At 71.5% G+C, this 17,902-nt stretch carries 14 protein-coding genes; 11 read left to right on the forward strand and 3 right to left on the reverse strand.

The genetic code is table 11. The features are described from left to right. Positions 1-9 precede the first annotated feature (9 nt). The gene (locus B118_RS0100595; protein WP_028192257.1) at positions 10-1,239 is read right to left on the reverse strand and encodes a THUMP-like domain-containing protein; all 1,230 of its coding nucleotides are present in this window, start codon (positions 1,237-1,239) and stop codon (positions 10-12) included. 307 nt (positions 1,240-1,546) lie between these two features. On the opposite strand from B118_RS0100595, the gene groES reads away from it, so the two are divergent. The 4 genes from groES to B118_RS0100615 all read left to right on the forward strand — a co-directional run bounded on the left by groES (position 1,547) and on the right by B118_RS0100615 (position 6,928). Then, positions 1,547-1,861 carry a co-chaperone GroES gene (gene groES, locus B118_RS0100600; RefSeq protein WP_018222648.1) on the forward strand — a complete coding sequence of 105 codons (315 nt, stop codon included), beginning with the start codon at positions 1,547-1,549 and terminating at the stop codon, positions 1,859-1,861. A gap of 70 nt (positions 1,862-1,931) precedes the next feature. Then, positions 1,932-3,563 carry a chaperonin GroEL gene (gene groL, locus B118_RS0100605; protein ID WP_018810167.1) on the forward strand — a complete coding sequence of 544 codons (1,632 nt, stop codon included), beginning with the start codon at positions 1,932-1,934 and terminating at the stop codon, positions 3,561-3,563. A gap of 127 nt (positions 3,564-3,690) precedes the next feature. Continuing rightward, complete coding sequence (locus B118_RS0100610; RefSeq protein WP_028192258.1) at positions 3,691-5,286, forward strand: molybdopterin-dependent oxidoreductase; 1,596 nt, start codon at positions 3,691-3,693, stop codon at positions 5,284-5,286. Between the two features lie 832 nt (positions 5,287-6,118). Continuing rightward, positions 6,119-6,928 carry a response regulator transcription factor gene (locus B118_RS0100615; RefSeq protein ID WP_026185699.1) on the forward strand — a complete coding sequence of 270 codons (810 nt, stop codon included), beginning with the start codon at positions 6,119-6,121 and terminating at the stop codon, positions 6,926-6,928. 118 nt (positions 6,929-7,046) lie between these two features. On the opposite strand, the gene B118_RS0100620 is transcribed toward B118_RS0100615, so the two are convergent. Next, a complete protein-coding gene (locus B118_RS0100620) occupies positions 7,047-7,454 on the reverse strand; it encodes a DUF5319 domain-containing protein (RefSeq protein ID WP_018222652.1) in 408 nt (135 codons plus the stop codon). A 206-nt stretch (positions 7,455-7,660) separates the two neighbouring features. On the opposite strand from B118_RS0100620, the gene guaB reads away from it, so the two are divergent. The 5 genes from guaB (at position 7,661) to guaA (ending at position 15,273) form a co-directional block, all read left to right on the forward strand. Then, positions 7,661-9,223: an IMP dehydrogenase gene (guaB, locus tag B118_RS0100625; RefSeq protein ID WP_018810165.1), complete on the forward strand. Its 1,563-nt coding sequence runs from the start codon at positions 7,661-7,663 to the stop codon at positions 9,221-9,223. A gap of 30 nt (positions 9,224-9,253) precedes the next feature. After that, a complete protein-coding gene (locus tag B118_RS0100630; protein ID WP_018222654.1) occupies positions 9,254-10,417 on the forward strand; it encodes a GuaB3 family IMP dehydrogenase-related protein in 1,164 nt (387 codons plus the stop codon). 49 nt (positions 10,418-10,466) lie between these two features. After that, positions 10,467-11,885 (forward strand): M1 family metallopeptidase, encoded by a 1,419-nt coding sequence (locus B118_RS0100635; protein ID WP_018810164.1) that lies wholly within the window; start codon positions 10,467-10,469, stop codon positions 11,883-11,885. A gap of 43 nt (positions 11,886-11,928) precedes the next feature. Next, positions 11,929-13,620, forward strand: a complete 1,692-nt coding sequence (locus B118_RS0100640) for a GMC oxidoreductase (protein WP_018222656.1) — start codon at positions 11,929-11,931, stop codon at positions 13,618-13,620. A 99-nt stretch (positions 13,621-13,719) separates the two neighbouring features. After that, the gene (guaA, locus tag B118_RS0100645; RefSeq protein ID WP_018810163.1) at positions 13,720-15,273 is read left to right on the forward strand and encodes a glutamine-hydrolyzing GMP synthase; all 1,554 of its coding nucleotides are present in this window, start codon (positions 13,720-13,722) and stop codon (positions 15,271-15,273) included. A gap of 7 nt (positions 15,274-15,280) precedes the next feature. Here guaA and B118_RS27750 read toward each other — a convergent pair whose 3' ends face one another. Then, positions 15,281-15,592 (reverse strand): PspC domain-containing protein, encoded by a 312-nt coding sequence (locus B118_RS27750; protein ID WP_018222658.1) that lies wholly within the window; start codon positions 15,590-15,592, stop codon positions 15,281-15,283. Positions 15,593-15,735: 143 nt separating this feature from the next. Here B118_RS27750 and B118_RS0100655 point away from each other — a divergent pair, with 143 nt between their 5' ends. After that, the gene (locus B118_RS0100655) at positions 15,736-16,683 is read left to right on the forward strand and encodes an NUDIX hydrolase (protein ID WP_018222659.1); all 948 of its coding nucleotides are present in this window, start codon (positions 15,736-15,738) and stop codon (positions 16,681-16,683) included. 77 nt (positions 16,684-16,760) lie between these two features. After that, positions 16,761-17,711: an NUDIX hydrolase gene (locus B118_RS0100660; protein ID WP_018810161.1), complete on the forward strand. Its 951-nt coding sequence runs from the start codon at positions 16,761-16,763 to the stop codon at positions 17,709-17,711. The last annotated feature ends 191 nt before the right edge of the window (positions 17,712-17,902 follow it).

Consider the following 17,902-nt stretch of genomic DNA (forward strand, 5'->3'; position numbering starts at 1 on the left):
CCCATCACGCTAGCTGGTGGCCGGACGGCAGATAAGCACCGTGGGGGCGCCGTCCACCCGGGTCAGCACGAGGCTGGCCGGCTGGTCGCCGGTCAACCGCAGATCGCGGCGGAGTTGCTCCGGCTCGAGGGCCGAACCCCGCTTGCGGATCTCCACTCGGCCGACCCGCCGCTCGCGCAGCAGGGCACGAAGCCGCTTCAGCGAGAACGGCAGCACGTCGGTGATCTCCAGGCAGCGGGCGAAGGGGGTCGGCGTGGGAGTGTCGGCGTACAGGTAGGCGATCGTCGAGTCGGCGAGGGTGGCGTCGAGGGCGCCGGCCAGTTCGGCGACGAGGTGCGCGCGGACCACCGCCGGGTCCGGGTCGTAGACATAGCGGCGGACCGGCCCGACCGGGGCCTCGGCGACGCGGGAACTGGTCAGCTCGTGCACCCTGGTGCGGTGCGCGGCGGGATCGACCCGGCCGGTGGTGTCGGTCGGCGGCTCTTCTCGCAGCACGGTCGCGCGGCGGGCCACCGTCGCGAACTCGCCGCACCACAGGGCGGCCTCGACCAGGTCGCCGTTGACGCTGACCCACTCCGCCTCCGCGCCGGGTGGGATCAGTGCGTGGTCCAGGCCGGGCGCCACCTTGACGACCGTCCGCGGCACCCGTTCGGTCAGCGAGAGCACGAAGTCCCACGGCGGGGAGTAGGCGTTCGGGTCGAAGATCCGTCGACCGGAGGCCCGGCGGGCGGGGTCACAGAAGACCCCGTCCACCCGGCGCAGATCGAAGGTGGTCGCGTCCCCCTGGTTGACGGTGAAGCGCTCGGCGAGTCCGGTCGCCTCGGCGTTCGCGGTGGCGGTCGCGGCGGTGAGTGGGTCGGCCTCCACCCCGTACACCCGGAGCCCGGCCCGGGCGGCGGCGAGCGCGTCCGCGCCGATTCCGCAGCCGAGGTCGGCCAGGGCGCGGACGCCGCTGGCGCGCAGCCGTTCGGCGCGTCGCCGCGCCACCACCTGGCGGGTGGCCTGCTCCAGGCCGGCCCGGGTGAAGAACATGTCGGCCGCTACCGAACCGAACTTGCCCACCGCACGTCGGCGTAGCTCGGCCTGGGTCAGCGCCGCCGCGGCCAGGTCGGCCGGGAACCCGGCGGAGCGGAGCGCCGTCGCCGCGGCCAGCGGGTCACCCCCGGCCACCTCGGTGGCCGCCGTCAGCGCCGCCGACCCCGCGGGGGTACGCAGCCGCGCCAGCTGTCCGAGGTCCACCCCGCCATTCTTCCGGCTGGTCCGCGAGCGTCTGAGTTGGGGTGTTGCCGGGCCTGCGCCGGCCCATGCACGTGGTACGCGCGACGCGCTGGGCGGTTCGTTGGCACTCTCCTTGACGGAGTGCTAGCCGAGGAATAACCTGCGATTAGCACTCTCGACCTGAGGGTGCCAACCTCCGGGCCCTGGTGCCCGGCAGGTTAACGCCAGGCGGACCGGCACCCGCGACGACGGCCCCGCCCGGTGGCATGTGGCAGATTGAGCTGGCCGGTTTGCCGGTCGGTAACGAAACCAAGTACCCCAGGAGGGTATGCCCGTGACTACCGCGACCAAGGTTGCGATCAAGCCGCTTGAGGACCGCATCGTGGTCCAGGCGAATGAGGCTGAGACCACCACGGCGTCGGGCATCGTGATTCCCGACACCGCCAAGGAGAAGCCGCAGGAGGGCACTGTCCTCGCTGTCGGCCCGGGCCGGATCGACGACAAGGGCAACCGCGTGCCGATCGACGTCAAGGTCGGCGACACCGTCCTCTACTCGAAGTACGGCGGCACCGAGGTCAAGTACGCCGGCGAGGAGTACCTGGTGCTCTCCGCCCGCGACGTCCTCGCGGTCATCGAGAAGTAGGTAACCGAGCAGTGTCGTCGCCCCGGTCCGGCTCGCCGGGCCGGGGCGACGACGCTTCGAAGGGACATTCATGGCGAAGATCCTGAGCTTCTCGGACGACGCTCGGCACCAGCTGGAGCACGGTGTCAACGCCCTCGCGGATGCGGTCAAGGTCACCCTCGGCCCCCGCGGGCGCAACGTCGTCCTGGACAAGAAGTTTGGCGCACCCACGATCACCAACGACGGCGTGACCATCGCCAAGGAGATCGAGCTCACCGACCCGCACGAGAACCTCGGCGCGCAGCTGGTCAAGGAGGTGGCGACCAAGACCAACGACGTCGCCGGCGACGGGACCACCACCGCCACCGTGCTGGCCCAGGCGCTGGTCCGGGAGGGCCTGCGGAACGTGGCAGCCGGCGCCAACCCGACCGGCCTCAAGCGGGGCATCGACGCGGCGGCCACCAAGGTCTCCGAGGCGCTGCTCGGCAAGGCCGTCGAGGTGTCGGACAAGGCGGCGATCGCGCACGTCGCGACCGTCTCCGCGCAGGACGCCACGATCGGTGAGCTCATCGCCGAGGCGATGGAGCGGGTCGGCCGCGACGGTGTCATCACCGTCGAGGAGGGCTCCACCCTCGCCACCGAGCTGGACGTGACCGAGGGTCTCCAGTTCGACAAGGGCTTCATCTCGCCCAACTTCGTCACTGACACGGAGGGGCAGGAGTCGGTCCTGGAGGACCCGTACATCCTCATCACCACGCAGAAGATCTCGGCGATCGAGGAGCTGCTGCCGCTGCTGGAGAAGGTCCTCCAGGAGAGCAAGCCGCTGCTGATCATCGCCGAGGACGTCGAGGGTCAGGCGCTGTCCACGCTGGTGGTCAACGCGCTCCGCAAGACCATGAAGGTCTGCGCGGTGAAGGCTCCCGGCTTCGGTGACCGCCGCAAGGCGATGCTGCAGGACATGGCGATCCTGACCGGTGCCGAGCTGGTCGCCCCGGAGCTGGGCTACAAGCTTGACCAGGTCGGGCTGGAGGTGCTCGGCACCGCCCGCCGGGTGGTGGTCGACAAGGAGAACACCACCGTCGTTGACGGCGGCGGCAAGGCCGCCGACGCCGCCGACCGAGTCGCCCAGATCCGCAAGGAGATCGAGGCTTCGGACTCCGAGTGGGACCGGGAGAAGCTCGCCGAGCGGCTGGCCAAGCTCTCCGGTGGCGTCGCCGTGATCCGGGCTGGCGCGGCGACCGAGGTCGAGATGAAGGAGCGCAAGCACCGCATCGAGGACGCCATCGCCGCCACCAAGGCCGCGGTCGAGGAGGGCACGGTGCCCGGCGGTGGTGCCGCGCTGGCCCAGGTCCTGCCGGCGCTCGACGATGACCTCGGCCTCGTCGGGGACGAGAAGGTCGGCGTATCGATCGTGCGCAAGGCGCTGGTCGAGCCGCTGCGCTGGATCGCCCAGAACGCCGGCCACGACGGCTACGTCGTGGTGCAGAAGGTCGTCGACAAGGACTGGGGCCACGGCCTCGACGCAGCGACGGGCGAGTACGTCGACCTGGCCAAGGCCGGCATCCTCGACCCGGTGAAGGTGACCCGCAACGCGGTCGCCAACGCCGCGTCGATCGCGGGCCTGCTGCTCACCACCGAGAGCCTCGTGGTGGAGAAGCCGCAGGAGCCGGAGCCGGCTGCGGCTGGTCACGGCCACGGTCACCAGCACGGCCCGGGTTTCTGACCCACGCCGGACGCTCGGTCGGGGCGCGTCGTCCACAGTGGCGACGCGCCCCGACGCGTCTTCCGGACTGCTTACGGAACGCTGACGTGACTACCGCCGTGGACCGAGATTGGCAACACTGGTCCGCGTGACCAGTACGACCCGTCGCCACGCCGCTTCGGCCGGGGTGATCGCCGCTGCGGTGGCGATCGGCTCGGCGGAGCTTGTCGCGGTGTTGACCGGCCCCCGTTCCGCTCCGCTGGTAGCCGTCGGCGGGTTGGTGGTCGACACCGTGCCGGAGCCACTCAAACAGTTCGGCATCGCGCTCTTCGGCAGCTACGACAAGGTCGCCCTGTTGGTGGGTACGGCCCTGCTGTTGGCCGGCTTCGCCGCGCTGCTCGGCGTACTGTCCCGGCGGCACCTGGCGTACGGGCTGGCCGGCGTCATGGCGTTTACGGCGCTGGGGGCGTTCGCCGCCCTGACCCGGGCCGATGCGGATCTCACCGACGCCCTGCCGGCGCTGACCGGGGGCAGCCTCGGTGGGTTGGTGCTCTGGGCGTTCATCCGGGGCCCGTTGGAGCTGGATCCATGGCGCTGGTCCGCACCCACCCCACCGGCCGACTCCGGCGCGCCGGTGGCCGGGTCAGCTGACCGGGGGCAGGCCGCGGGACCGAGTGCGGAGTCCCGGCGACGCTTCCTCACCGCGAGTGGGCTACTGCTCGGGGCGGCGTCGGTGGCCGGCGTCGGCGGCCGGTGGCTGAGTGGCCGGCGGGGAGTGTCGGCGGCCCGAGCGGCGGTCGTGCTGCCGGCCCCGGCCTCGCCGGCCGCCGCGGTGCCGGCCGGAGCCGACCTGGACCTGGCCCAACTCGCCTCCTACGTCACGCCCAGATCCAGCTTCTACCGGATCGACACCGCCCTGGTGCTGCCGCAGGTGGATCCGGACACCTGGCGGTTGCGCATCCATGGCCGGGTCCGCAACCCGATCACCCTCAGCTTCGCCGACCTGCTGGCCCGGCCGCTGGTCGAGCGGTATGTCACGTTGGCCTGCGTGTCCAATGAGGTAGGTGGTGACCTGATCGGCAATGCCCGCTGGTTGGGGGTGCCGTTGCGGGATCTATTGGCCGAGGCGGAGCCGCTGGAGGGCGCGGATCAGGTTGTTGGGCGGTCCGTTGACGGCTGGACCTGCGGCACCCCCACGGCGGTGCTGCGGGACGGCCGGGACGCGTTGCTGGCGGTCGGCATGAACGGTGAGCCGCTGCCGGTCGAGCACGGCTTCCCGGTTCGGATGGTGGTGCCGGGCCTGTACGGCTACGTGTCGGCCTGTAAGTGGGTCACCGAGCTGGAGTTGACCAGCTTCGCGGATTTCGACGCGTACTGGGTGCCGCGCGGCTGGTCGGCGCAGGGCCCGGTGAAGACCCAGTCGCGGATCGACACGCCCCGACGGCGGAGTCGGCTGGTGGCGGGGGAGGTGGTTGTCGCCGGTGTCGCCTGGGCGCAGCACCGGGGCATCCGGCGGGTGGAGGTCCGGGTGGACGAGGGGCCCTGGCGGGAGGCGGACCTCGCGCCGACGGTCTCGGTGGATACCTGGGTGCAGTGGTCGTGGCGGTGGGACGCGACGCCGGGGGAGCACACGCTTCAGGTTCGGGCCACCGATGTGACCGGTGAGACCCAGACCGGCCGGAGCGCACCGGTGGCTCCGGACGGCGCGACCGGTTGGCACACGGTGCGCGTCACCGTTGGCTGACCCGCCAGGTGCGCCGTCTCGCGGCTGCTCCTGCCCCTGGGTCTGCGCCCCGACCGGGACCGCGCCCAGGGCGGGGTCTTGACCTGGCGTGGCAGCGGCGTGAACGCGGGGGTTGACGCCGCCGTGAGGGGGAAAGCCCAGCTGCCGGTGGAGAGGCCCCGGAGCCGGGCCCGGGTGTGTCGAGGTCCGGTTGGCATGCCGGTCGGGTTGGCTGTGCCCGCCGCACTGCCGCCCCGGGGAGTAACGAAGGTTTGGTGGTTCGGTAGTTCACCCGAGAAGGGAGCCCAGTTATGTCGCCTCAGTCACAGTGCTCAACCTGCGGGGCCCGCGTCGGGGTAAGGCCTGGCAGCTCTTGCCCACCACACACGCCGATGGGCGGTCGGGGCGACTGCCCCGGAACCCGCCAACCCACGAAGTAGCAACGGCGCTCGCTTTGGCGCATCCCTGTCCGCCAGGTTGAGATGAGCCAGCCTCCCTGGTGAAGCCAGGCTTGCCGGGAGCCAGGAAGAGGATCATCCGGACGCTCCCAGCACGCCTGGTAGCAGGGCGGCCGCCCGAAACGGGCGGACGTTCGCGGTGGAGTACAAACCACGCATCGTGGCTGGGTAGGACGCGGCGAGAGCGTCGGGGTGCCGCGCTCTTGGAGACGCTCAGTGCCTCGGTGTGGCCCGGTTGATCGTGTTGTCTGTCCATCTGGTTGTCCCCCAGGACCGGGAACCGCGGACAACTCGCGGCAAATGCCCCAACTGTCGGAAAAGTTCGAAGGATTGGCGGGAACCCCCTCCCGACCGGACTCCGCCATGGTCTGCTCGTTGACGGAGAGGAGACCACTGTGCGTACGGTTCTCGTGTGCGTTCGGACGCCCTTGGCGGCGCAACACCTGACCTCCGCCGCGGCGCGGCTGGGGCTATCTGGAGCGGTGCGGACTGCCGTCTCCGACCCGGAGGTGATGCTGCGGCTCGCCGAACGCCCCGCCGACGTGGTGCTGGTTGATACGGCGCTGACCCGGCCAGACAGCGCGGGGTTCGTTCGCCGGGTCCTGGCCCGGGCACCGCAGGCGGCGGTGGTGCTGCTGGGAGTCGAGGAGTCCGAGTCGGCGGCGGCGACAATCAGCGCGGGTGCCCGGGGGCTGATTCAGGGCGCCGACCACGACCTCACCAGCTCGGTGGCGAAGGCGCTGCTGCTGCTCTCCGCCCCCGGGCGGGCCGCCAACCGCCACCGGGTCGATCCGGCCCGGGACGCGGCTTCGGTGGGCGGGTCGGCCCGCGCTACCCCCGGCGGCCGGGCTCCCGTCGACCCACCGTCGGCTTGGCCGGCCGGGGCCGTCGAGGGGGCCGGTGGGGGGCCCACGGTCGTACCGGTGCAGCGCGGCGACGACCCCGCCGACCCGGCGGGTGAGCCCGTCGCGGTGCCCGCCGGCGGCCCGGCTCGGGAGTCACGGCCGGCGGTCGGGCTGACCGAGCGGGAGCTACAGGTGCTCCTGGGCATGGCCGAGGGCAAGAGCAACGCCGAGATCGGCCGGGAGCTGTTCGTCTCCGAGGACACGGTGAAGACCCACGCCCGACGCCTCTTCCGCAAGCTTGGCGCCCGGGACCGTGCCCACGCCGTCGCCGCCGGCTTCCGCGCCGGACTGGTCGCCTGATGCGTCGCTGACGTGTCGGTCGATCAGCCCGAGGCCCGGGAGTCGATCAGCCCGGACCCGGGTGTCGCCCGGTCGGGACCGGTCTCGACCAGGCCCGAGACCTGGTCGAGCGCCAGGATCAGCGGTTGGAGCCCGGCTCCTCGTCGGTGCCCTCGCTCAGGGTGTCGTGCACCCCGTCGGCGTACCCGCGGGCGTAGTCCCAGGTCACGTAGTGATCTGGGTCGGGGTCGTACGCCGGCTCGTGCACCCGGGGGTGCCCGGAGCTGAGTAGGTGGCGCAGGTTGCCGCGAAGTAGATCCCAGTCGAAGTAGTGCGGCTCCCGGCAGTCCTCGCACTTGATCACCAGACCGCGTACGCCGATCGGCGCCAGCAGCGCCTGGTAGATCTCCAGGTCGGCCAGGTCCTCCAGCACCTCCTGCCGCTCGGCGTCGCTCAATGGGTCGAGCTCCGCGTCGCCGGAATCGGGCTGGCCCGCCACTGAGTCGGCTGGCTCTCCGTTGAAGGGATCGATGGGCTCGTCGTGCACCCTCTCACCGTAGACCCAACGCCCGTTCGCCGCCCGCCCTGGGCCGGCGTGACCTGCCCGGCCCCGGGTATACCCACCCGGCCCGCCGGCAGCAGGGGTGCGGCCAGTCGATGGGTACGATGGGCGAAGCGCCGCTACCCGGTTTCTGCCGGTGCCCGCCCGCGCCACCTCGCTGAAGCCCGTTCGACCAGCTCAGGAGAGCAACCGTGGAAAATTCGCCCAGCACCGTTCAACCGACCGAGGCCGAAAGCGGTGAGCTGGGCGGTCACCTGCCGGAGCTGCCCGCCGGTTCGGCGCGGGTGGTTCCACTCGGTCTGACCTTCGACGATGTGCTGCTCCAGCCGGGCGAGTCGGATGTCGTGCCGAGCCGGGTGAACACCCGCACGATGCTGACCCGCACCGTGGAGCTGAACATCCCACTGCTGTCCAGCGCGATGGACACGGTGACAGAGGGCCGGATGGCGATCGCGATGGCCCGCCAGGGCGGAATCGGCGTGCTACACCGCAACCTCTCCGTGGAGGACCAGGCGCTCCAGGTCGATCTGGTGAAGCGCTCCGAGTCGGGCATGATCACCAATCCGGTGACCGCGGGCCCGAACGACACCCTGCAGGACGTGGACACGCTCTGTGGGCAGTACCGGATCTCCGGGGTGCCGGTGGTGGACGGCGACGGGCAACTGGTCGGCATCGTCACCAATCGCGACATGCGCTTCGTCTCCGACCCGGCCACGCCGGTCCGCGAGATCATGACCCGGACCCCGCTGGTCACCGCCCCGGTCGGCGTCAGCAAGGAGGACGCGCTCGGCCTGCTGCGGCAGCACAAGGTCGAGAAGCTGCCGATCGTTGACGGCGCCGGCAAGCTGCGGGGCCTGATCACCGTCAAGGACTTCACCAAGAGCGAGCAGTACCCGAACGCCACCAAGGACTCCGCCGGCCGGCTTCGCGTCGCCGCCGCCGTCGGCGTGGGCGAGGACGCGTACAAGCGGGCCCGCGCCCTGGTGGACGCCGGCGTGGACGTATTGATCGTGGACACCGCGCACGGTCACCAGCGGGCGGTGCTGGAGATGGTGGCCCGGATCAAGAAGGATGTCCGGGTCGATGTCGTCGGCGGTAACGTCGCCACGTACGCGGGGGCGAAGGCGCTCGTCGAGGCCGGTGTGGACGGGGTCAAGGTCGGGGTCGGGCCGGGGGCGATCTGCACGACGCGGATCGTGGCCGGTGTCGGTGTGCCGCAGGTGACCGCGATCATGGAGGCGGCCCGGGCGGCCCGGCCGGCCGGCGTTCCGGTCATCGGTGACGGTGGCATCCAGTACTCCGGCGACATCGCCAAGGCGCTCGTGGCCGGTGCCGACACGGTGATGCTGGGCGGCCTGCTCGCTGGCTGCGCGGAGAGCCCCGGTGAGCTGATCTTCATCAACGGCAAGCAGTACAAGGCCTACCGGGGGATGGGTTCGCTGGGCGCGATGCAGTCCCGGGGTCAGGTCCGGTCGTACTCGAAGGACCGCTACTTCCAGCAGGATGTCACCAGCGACGAGAAGCTCGTCCCCGAGGGCGTCGAGGGTCAGGTGCCGTACCGTGGCCCGCTCGCCCAGGTCGCCCATCAGCTGGTCGGCGGGTTGCGGCTGGCGATGGGGTACGCCGGCGCGGAGAGCGTTGCCGAGCTGCACCAGCGCGGACAGCTCATTCGGATCACCGCGGCCGGGCTCAAGGAGAGCCATCCGCACGACATCCAGATGGTCGCTGAGGCGCCCAACTACCACACCCGCTGACCCCACCACCCCCTACCGTCTGGAGTCCTCATGCGTGACGTGGTCGAGATCGGGCTGGGCAAGACCGCGCAGCGCGGCTACCACCTGGACGACATCGCGATCGTGCCGAGCCGCCGTACCCGGGACGTCGATGACGTGTCGACGGCCTGGCAGCTCGACGCGTACCCGTTCGGCATCCCCTGCGTCGGCCACCCCTCCGACGCGACGATGAGCCCGGCCTCGGCGGTGCGGCTCGGCCAGCTCGGCGGCCTCGGTGTGCTCAACGTGGAGGGTCTGTGGACCCGGTACGAGAACCCGGCGAAGGTGCTCGCGGAGCTGGCGAGCCTGGGCGCGGACGCCACCGGCCCGTCGCCCCGCCCCACCCGCGCCGGCGCGACCGGGCTGCACCACACCCGGCGGCTTCAGGAGGTGTACGCCGAGCCGATCCGCGCGGACCTGATCGCCGAGCGGGTTCGTGAGCTGCGGGCCGGCGGCCAGACGGTGGCGGTACGTGTCTCGCCGCAGCACACCCTGGCGCTCGCCCCGGTGATCCTCGACGCCGGGGTGGACATCCTGGTGATCCAGGGCACCATCGTCTCCGCCGAGCACGTCTCCACCACCGACGAGCCGCTGAACCTCAAGGAGTTCATCGCCGACCTCGACCTACCGGTGGTCGTCGGCGGCTGCACCGACTACAAGACCGCCCTGCACCTGATGCGCACCGGCGCCGCCGGGGTGATCGTGGGGATCGGCGGTGACGACTGGTCAACCACCGAGTCGGTGCTCGGCATCCGGGTGCCGATGGCCACCGCGATCGCCGACGCCGCGGCGGCGCGCCGCGACTACCTGGACGAGACCGGCGGCCGCTACGTCCACCTGATCGCCGACGGCGATATTCGGACCTCCGGTGACATCGCCAAGGCGCTTGGCTGCGGCGCCGACGCGGTGATGCTGGGCGAGCCGCTCTCGCTCTGCCCGGAGGCGCCGGCCGGCGGCGCCTGGTGGCACTCGGCCGCCAGCCACCCGGCACTGCCCCGGGGCGCCTTCGAGGCCGCCGGCGAGCCGGTCGGCTCGATGGAACGGCTGCTGTACGGCCCGGCCGACGAGCCGGATGGCCAGCTCAACCTCTTCGGTGGGCTGCGCCGGGCGATGGCCAAGTGCGGCTACCGTGACCTCAAGGAGTTCCAGAAGGTCGGCCTGGTCCTGGATCGCTAACCAGCGCGGAGGGACATCATCGCGCCGGTCGGGTGGTTAGGCTCGACCGGTGCGTTCCACCTCCGCCCGGGTTCGACCCGGCCTCGCCGCCGCCGTCGTGGCGGCGGCCCTGCTCACCGGCTGCTCCTCCGCGAGCCCGGGCGACGACTTCCGCCCGGGCGCCTCCGAGCTGGGTGACCCGTACGTGCCGGGCGCGGGCAACGGCGGATACGACGTGGAGCACTACCGGCTCGCCGTCGACTACGACCCGGCCAGCGACCGGCTCCGGGGACAGGCGGCGGTCACCGCCGTCGCCACCCAACCGCTGTCCCGGTTCAACCTGGATCTACAGGGTCTGGAGGTCACGGCGGTCGGGGTGGATGGGGACCGGGCCCGGCACCACCGCGACGGCGACGAGCTGGTGGTGACGCCGGCGCGGGGGCTGGCCCAGGGCAACCGCTTCACCGTCACGGTCGAGTACGCCGGCCGCCCCGGCACCCGGCCGAACGGTCCGCTGGGCGGCGGTGGTTTCCTGCACACCGAGGACGGTGCGATCGTGCTCGGCCAGCCCTACTCGGCCGCCGCCTGGTTCCCGGTGAACGACCACCCGAGCGACAAGGCGACGTACGACATCGAGGTCGCCGTCCCGGACGGGCTCGCCGCGCTCAGCAACGGGGTGCCCGGGGAGCAGAGCAGCGCCGACGGCCGGACCACCTGGCGCTGGGCGCAGCGGGCCCCGATGGCGAGCTATCTGACCACCCTGGTGATCGGCGCCTACCGGGTGGAGACCGGCACCCACGCCGGGAAGCCGATCGTCACGGCCGTGCCGGAGTCGCTCGCGGAGACCGGCCCGGAGGCCGTCTCGCTGGCCCGTACGGGCGAGATCGCCGACTTCCTGGCCGACCGCTTCGGGCCGTACCCGTTCGACTCCTACGGCGGGGTGGTGGTCGCCGACCCACGGGTGGGGTACGCGTTGGAGACGCAGTCCCGTCCCGTGTACGGCCCTGCCTTCTTCCTCGGTGGGCGGCCCAACTTCGATGTGGTCGTCCACGAACTGGCGCACCAGTGGTTCGGCAACAGCGTGGCGGTGACCCGGTGGCGGGACATCTGGCTGAACGAGGGCTTCGCCACCTACGCCGAGTGGCTCTGGGCGGAGCACGAGGAGGGTCGGTCGTTGCAGCGCGCGTTCGAGGAGCTCTACGCCGTGACGGACTGGTCGCTGCCGGCCCTGGACCCGGGGCCGGAGCAGATGTTCGGCACCGCCGTCTACCAGCGCGGAGCACTGACCGTGCACGCGCTGCGGCGGACGGTCGGCGACGACGCCTTCTTCGCCATCCTGCGGGCCTGGACGGCCGAGCGGCGTGACGGCTACGGCACCACCGGTGACTTCATCGAACTGGCTGAGCGGGTCTCCGGGGCGCAGCTCGACGACTTCTTCGACGCCTGGCTCTCCGGCACCACCCGGCCCGCTCTCCCCGAACCGGGCTGAGCTGCCTCTGGCGCGATTGCTACCGGTCGGTAATGATGCAGCTATGCGGTACGACGTGGTCGTCATCGGGTCCGGCTTCGGCGGGGGCGTCGCCGCGCTGCGGCTGGCCGAGAAGGGCTACCGGGTCGGGGTGCTGGAGGCGGGCCGACGCTTCGCCGACGGCGACTTCCCACAGACCTCCTGGCAGCTGCGCCGCTTCGTCTGGGCACCGTGGCTGGGCTGCTACGGCATACAGCGGATCACCCTGCTGCGGGCGGGCCGGCGCCGGGCCGGTGGCGTGCTGGCGCTCTCCGGCGCCGGGGTGGGCGGCGGTTCCCTGGTCTACGCGAACACCCTGTACGAGCCGCTGGACGCCTTCTTCCAAGATCCGCAGTGGCGGGACATCACCGACTGGCGGGAGGAGTTGACCCGCCACTTCGATCAGGCGAAGCGGATGCTCGGCGTCAGCACGTACCCGGGAACCACCGGGGCGGACCGGGCGATGCGGGCGGTGGCGGAGCGGATGGGGGTCGGGCACACCTTCCGGGCCACCCCCGTCGGCGTGCACCTCGGCCAGCCGGGACAGCGGGTGCCCGATCCCTACTTCGGCGGGGCGGGGCCGGAGCGAACCGGCTGCACGCACTGCGGCGCCTGCATGACGGGTTGCCGGTACGGCGCGAAGAACACGCTGGCCAAGAACTATCTGTGGCTGGCCGAGCGGCTCGGTGCACAGGTGCATCCGTTGACGACCGTGACCGCGGTCACGCCGGTCGAGGGGGGCGGGTACGCGGTGCAGACCCGGCGCACCGGTTCCTGGCTGCGGGGGCGTTCGCAGGTGATCCACGCCGACCAGGTGGTGTTCGCCGCCGGTGCGTTGGGTACCCAGCGTCTGCTGCACGGGATGAAGGTGGCTGGGGCGCTGCCGCGGCTCTCGTCCCGCCTCGGCGCGTTGACCCGTACCAATTCGGAGGCGGTTCTCGGCGCGTCGGTGTCCCGACGGGCGGCGCGGGCGGCGGGGGTCGACTTCACCGAGGGGGTGGCGATCACAAGCTCGTTCCACCCTGATTCGCAGACCCACATCGAGCCGGTCCGCTACGGCCGGGGCTCGAACGCGATGGGGCTGCTCCAGACCCTGTTGGTAGACGGCGGCCCGCGCCGGATACGTCGCTGGCTGGGCGCGCTCGTGCGGCGGCCGCGTGCGGCGGCGCAGATGTTGTCGGTCCGCAACTGGTCCGAGCGCACGGTCATCGCCCTGGTCATGCAGTCGGCGGATAATTCGTTGACCACCCGGCTACGCCGTGGGCTCGGCGGTCGTCGACTCGTCTGCGAACCGGGTCACGGGGAGCCGAATCCGACCTGGATACCGGCCGGCAACCGGGCGGTTCGGCTCCTGGCCGAGGAGATCAACGGGGTGCCGGGCGGTGCGCTCACCGAACCGTTCAACATCCCGGTGACCGCGCACATCCTGGGCGGCGCGGTGATCGGCGCCACCGAGGAGGACGGCGTGGTGGACCCGTGGCAGCGGGTGTACGGGCACCCCGGGCTGCACGTCGTTGACGGCGCGGCGGTCTCGGCCAATCTCGGGGTGAACCCAAGCCTGACCATCACCGCCCAGGCCGAGCGGGCCATGTCGTTCTGGCCGAACCAGGGGGAGCCGGATCCCCGCCCTCCGCTCGGCGCCCCGTACGTGCGGCTGACCCCGGTGGCCCCGCGCCATCCGGCGGTGCCGGCGCATGCCCCTGGTGCGCTGCGGTAGCACCGGGGGAGACCGCGGCACGGCGCGGTCGGCGGGGCCGCTGCGCCGACTCGGGTCCCGGGTCGGCGTCGGGCGTGTCGGTGGGTAGGCTTTCTGCACATGAGCACCCCGCGCCCTGTCCTGGTGGTGGACTTCGGAGCCCAGTACGCCCAGCTCATCGCACGTCGGGTGCGGGAGGCCCGGGTCTACTCGGAGATCGTCCCGCACACGATGTCGGTGGCCGAGATGCTGGCGAAGGACCCGGCAGCGATCATCCTCTCGGGTGGCCCGTCCAGCGTCTACGCGCCCGACGCGCCCGGTGTCGACGCCGGCGTGTTCGAGGCCGGGGTGCCGGTCTTCGGCATCTGTTACGGCTTCCAGGCGATGGCGCAGGCACTCGGGGGCACGGTCGCGCAGACCGGCAATCGGGAGTACGGCGGCACGGTGTTGCGCCAGCGGCCGGAAGCCGGGATGCTGCTGCGCGATCTCCCTGATGATCTTCCGGTTTGGATGAGCCACGGCGACTGTGTGACGGAGGCGCCGGCTGGCTTCGCGGTGACCGCCGAGTCAGCGGGGGCCCCGGTGGCGGCCTTCGAGGATCGGGCCGGGCGCCGGGCCGGGGTGCAGTTCCACCCGGAGGTCGGGCACACGGCGCACGGCCAGGAGATGCTGACCCGTTTCCTCTACGACATCGCCGGCATCGAGCCCACCTGGACGCCGGAGAACATCATCGACGAGCAGGTGGCCCGGATCCGGGAGCAGGTGGGTGCCAAGGAGGTCATCTGCGGTCTCAGCGGCGGCGTTGACTCCGCGGTCGCCGCGGCGCTGGTGCACCGGGCCATCGGCGACCAGTTGACCTGTGTCTTCGTTGACCACGGTCTGCTTCGGGCGGGCGAGGCGGAGCAGGTGGAGAAGGACTACGTCGCCGCCACCGGAATCAAGCTGCGGGTGGTTGACGCGGCGGACCAGTTCCTGACCGCGTTGGCCGGGGTGACCGATCCGGAGCGGAAGCGCAAGATCATTGGCCGGGAGTTCATCCGGACCTTCGAGGCCGCTGCCCGGGACATCGCCGCCCACGGCGATGTGGAGTTCCTGGTGCAGGGCACCCTCTATCCGGACGTGGTGGAGTCCGGCGGCGGTGCGGGCACGGCCAGCATCAAGAGCCATCACAACGTTGGCGGGCTTCCGGAGGATCTCGGATTCTCCCTGGTCGAGCCGCTGCGCACGCTCTTCAAGGACGAGGTTCGCGCACTCGGCCTCCAACTGGGCCTGCCGGAGGCGATGGTCTGGCGGCACCCGTTCCCCGGTCCGGGGCTCGCGATCCGGATCATCGGCGCGGTGGACCGGGAGCGGCTCGATGTGCTCCGTCGGGCCGACTTCATCGCCCGGCAGGAGCTCAGCGCTGCTGGCCTGGACCGCGGCGTGTGGCAGTTCCCGGTGGTCCTCCTGGCCGACGTACGCAGTGTGGGTGTGCAGGGGGACGGACGCAGCTACGGGCACCCCGTGGTGCTGCGCCCGGTCTCCAGCGAGGACGCGATGACGGCCGACTGGTCGCGGCTGCCGTACGACCTGATTGCCCGGATCTCCACCCGGATCACCAACGAGGTCGCTGAGGTGAACCGGGTGGCGCTGGATGTCACCAGTAAGCCGCCGGGCACCATCGAGTGGGAGTGAGTCGCGTTCAACTGACGGGGGGAGCCGGCGGCTGCGGCCCCGGCCAGGTGGGGGTGGCGGTGGTCGCCCCGGGTGCCGTCGGGTGCGGCCAGGCCGGCGCGCCCGCCGGCTCCGCCGGGATCAGGAACCACATGATCGGGTACGCGAGCACCGCGATCCCGCCGGTGAGCAGGCCGGTCACCGCGAAGATGACCCGAATCAGCGTGGGGTCGAGGTTGAAGTAGCGGCCGACGCCACTGGCCACTCCGGCGATCATTCGGTCGGTGGTGGGGCGACGGAGCTGTTTGTACGGGGGCTGGGCAGTTCCGGTGCTTGTCATCTCCTCATGGTGCGTCGCCCGGCTCCGGCCGACCTCGGTGATTTCCCGGGCCTTACCCTGATCTGCCCCTTGCCCGCGAGCCGGGAGTCATTATTCCGACCCTTTTCGGCGTTGGTGGCGGGGAACGGGGAGAATTTGGCTCTGTGACCCTCATGCTGGAGCCGCTTCGTAGGATTGCGGCGTACGCGGTTTGTACCAACTCGGTCGGTCAGGTGCTGCTGGTCCGTGCGTCGCAGCGCTCCGGGACCCCCGGCGCCTGGTCGCTGCCCGGGGGCGCGGTCGACCACGGCGAGGACCCCTGCGACACGGTCGTGCGGGAGACCGCCGCCGAGACCGGGCTGTCGGTCAGCGTGGCCACCCTCGCCGACGTGCTCGCCGACATGCGAGCGTTGCCCGAGCGGGGCATTACGATCCACACCGACCGCCTGCTCTACCAGGTCTCGGTGCGGGGCGGGACGCTCGCCGACCGCGCCGACCAGCCCACCGACCTGGTCCGCTGGTTCTCCCTTGAGCAGGCCCGCGAGCTGCCCCTACGCTCGTTCACGGCGCGCGCCCTCGGCCTGCCCGCCTCGGCGGCGGACATCGTGCCGGACGAACCGCCCGAGTTTCCGTCCTTCTACGCGGTCGAGGGGCCCGACGGTCTGCATCGGGCACAGCGCTTCGCCGCGTACGCCGTCGTCACCGACCCCGACGAGCGGGTCCTGCTCACCCGGGTCTCGGACGGGTACCCGGGTGCCGGTTGTTGGCACCTGCCGGGTGGCGGGACGGACTACGGTGAGCAGCCGGGCGCGGCGCTGATCCGTGAGCTGGTTGAGGAGACCGGGCAGACCGGGCGGCTGGTTGAGCTCCTCGGCGTGGCGAGTCACCGGGACGCCGCCTCGCTCGGTCCGGAGGGCTACCCGATCGACTGGCACGGGGTTCGGGCCTTCTACCGGGTCGTGGTCGACCGCCCCGCCCCGCCAACCGTGATCGACGTCGGCGGTTCCACCTGCGAGGCTCGCTGGTTCGCGAAGGAGGAACTGGGCGCCCTCCCGGCCGATCGGCTGACCGAGGTGACGGCCGAGGCGGTCCAGGCCGCTCGGCTGACCTGACCGCCCCAGCCTGACGTTCCCGCAGCTATCGTCGGTCGCGGCAACTTCTCATCGATTCGGCGTAGGGCGGGGGCAGGGTGCAGCAGCGGCGGACGGCGGCATATGGGGTGCTGCGGGATGACGGTGGGCAGGTGCTACTCGTACGGGGTGGGGACGGGAGCCCGGATCGGGGTGCCTGGCGGCTGCCGGGCGGCGACCTTCGGCACGCCGAGCATCCCGCCGCCACGGTCGTCCGCGGGTTCGCCGCGGAGACCGGGTTGGCCGTGACGGTGGCCGGGGTCCGGGCGGCGGTAGCCGATGTGGCCACCTACGCCGCCGGATCCGGGCTGCACACCGATCGGCTGGTGTTCGACGTGACCGCGACGGATGGCGTACTCCGGCCGGAGCAGGGCGGTGGCAGTGCCAGGCTGGGGTGGTTCACGCCCGAATCAGCGGCGGCGGCGCCCGTGCTGCCGTTCACGGCGGAGTTGCTCGGCCTGTCGGGCGCGCCCCTGCCTTCGGGGTCGTCCCGGGTGCTGCCGTCGGCGCCGATGGCTCCGGCGCCGATGACCTCGGCCGCAACGGTTCCGGCGGCAACGGCTCCGGGGCCGACCGCTCTGCGGCACCGTTTCGGTGCGTACGGGCTGGTCACCGACCCGGCTGGGCGGGTGCTGCTGACGCTGATCGCGGAGGGCTACCCGGGCGCTGGCAGCTGGCACCTGCCCGGCGGTGGCACCGACTACGGTGAGGCGCCGGAGACGGGGCTGCTCCGCGAGTTGGTGGAGGAGTCCGGTCAGGTCGGACGGGTCGTCAGATTGATCGGTGTGGACAGCTTTCACCACCCCAGCAGGGTCGGGCCGGAGGGGCGTCCGTTGGACTGGCACACCGTTCGGGCCATCTACACGGTGGTGGTGGAGGAGCCGACCGAGGCGCGGGTGCTGGAGCTGGCTGGGGGGTCAACCGCACGGGCGAGCTGGTTTGGCGTTGACGAGCTCAGCGGGCTGCGGCTCAGCGATATCGCTGCCCGGACGGTCGCTGAGCTCCGCTGACCATCCTGGTCCGGTGTGTGTTGGCCCCGGGCGGGTGACTCGGTTGGAAATGCGATCCCAATTTAGCTGTAATTGGGGCATTGCGGACGCTGAAGAGTGCTCATCATGTGATGCCGCTGGACTCCGGTACATTTGAGTGTGGGGAGTTAACGGTGTAACGGGCGATGCGATCCGGATTAGGAGTATGAGGG

Origin of the sequence: Salinispora pacifica CNR114 (genome assembly GCF_000514775.1) — a bacterium.
In the GTDB taxonomy this organism is placed as follows: Bacteria; Actinomycetota; Actinomycetes; order Mycobacteriales; family Micromonosporaceae; genus Micromonospora; species Micromonospora pacifica.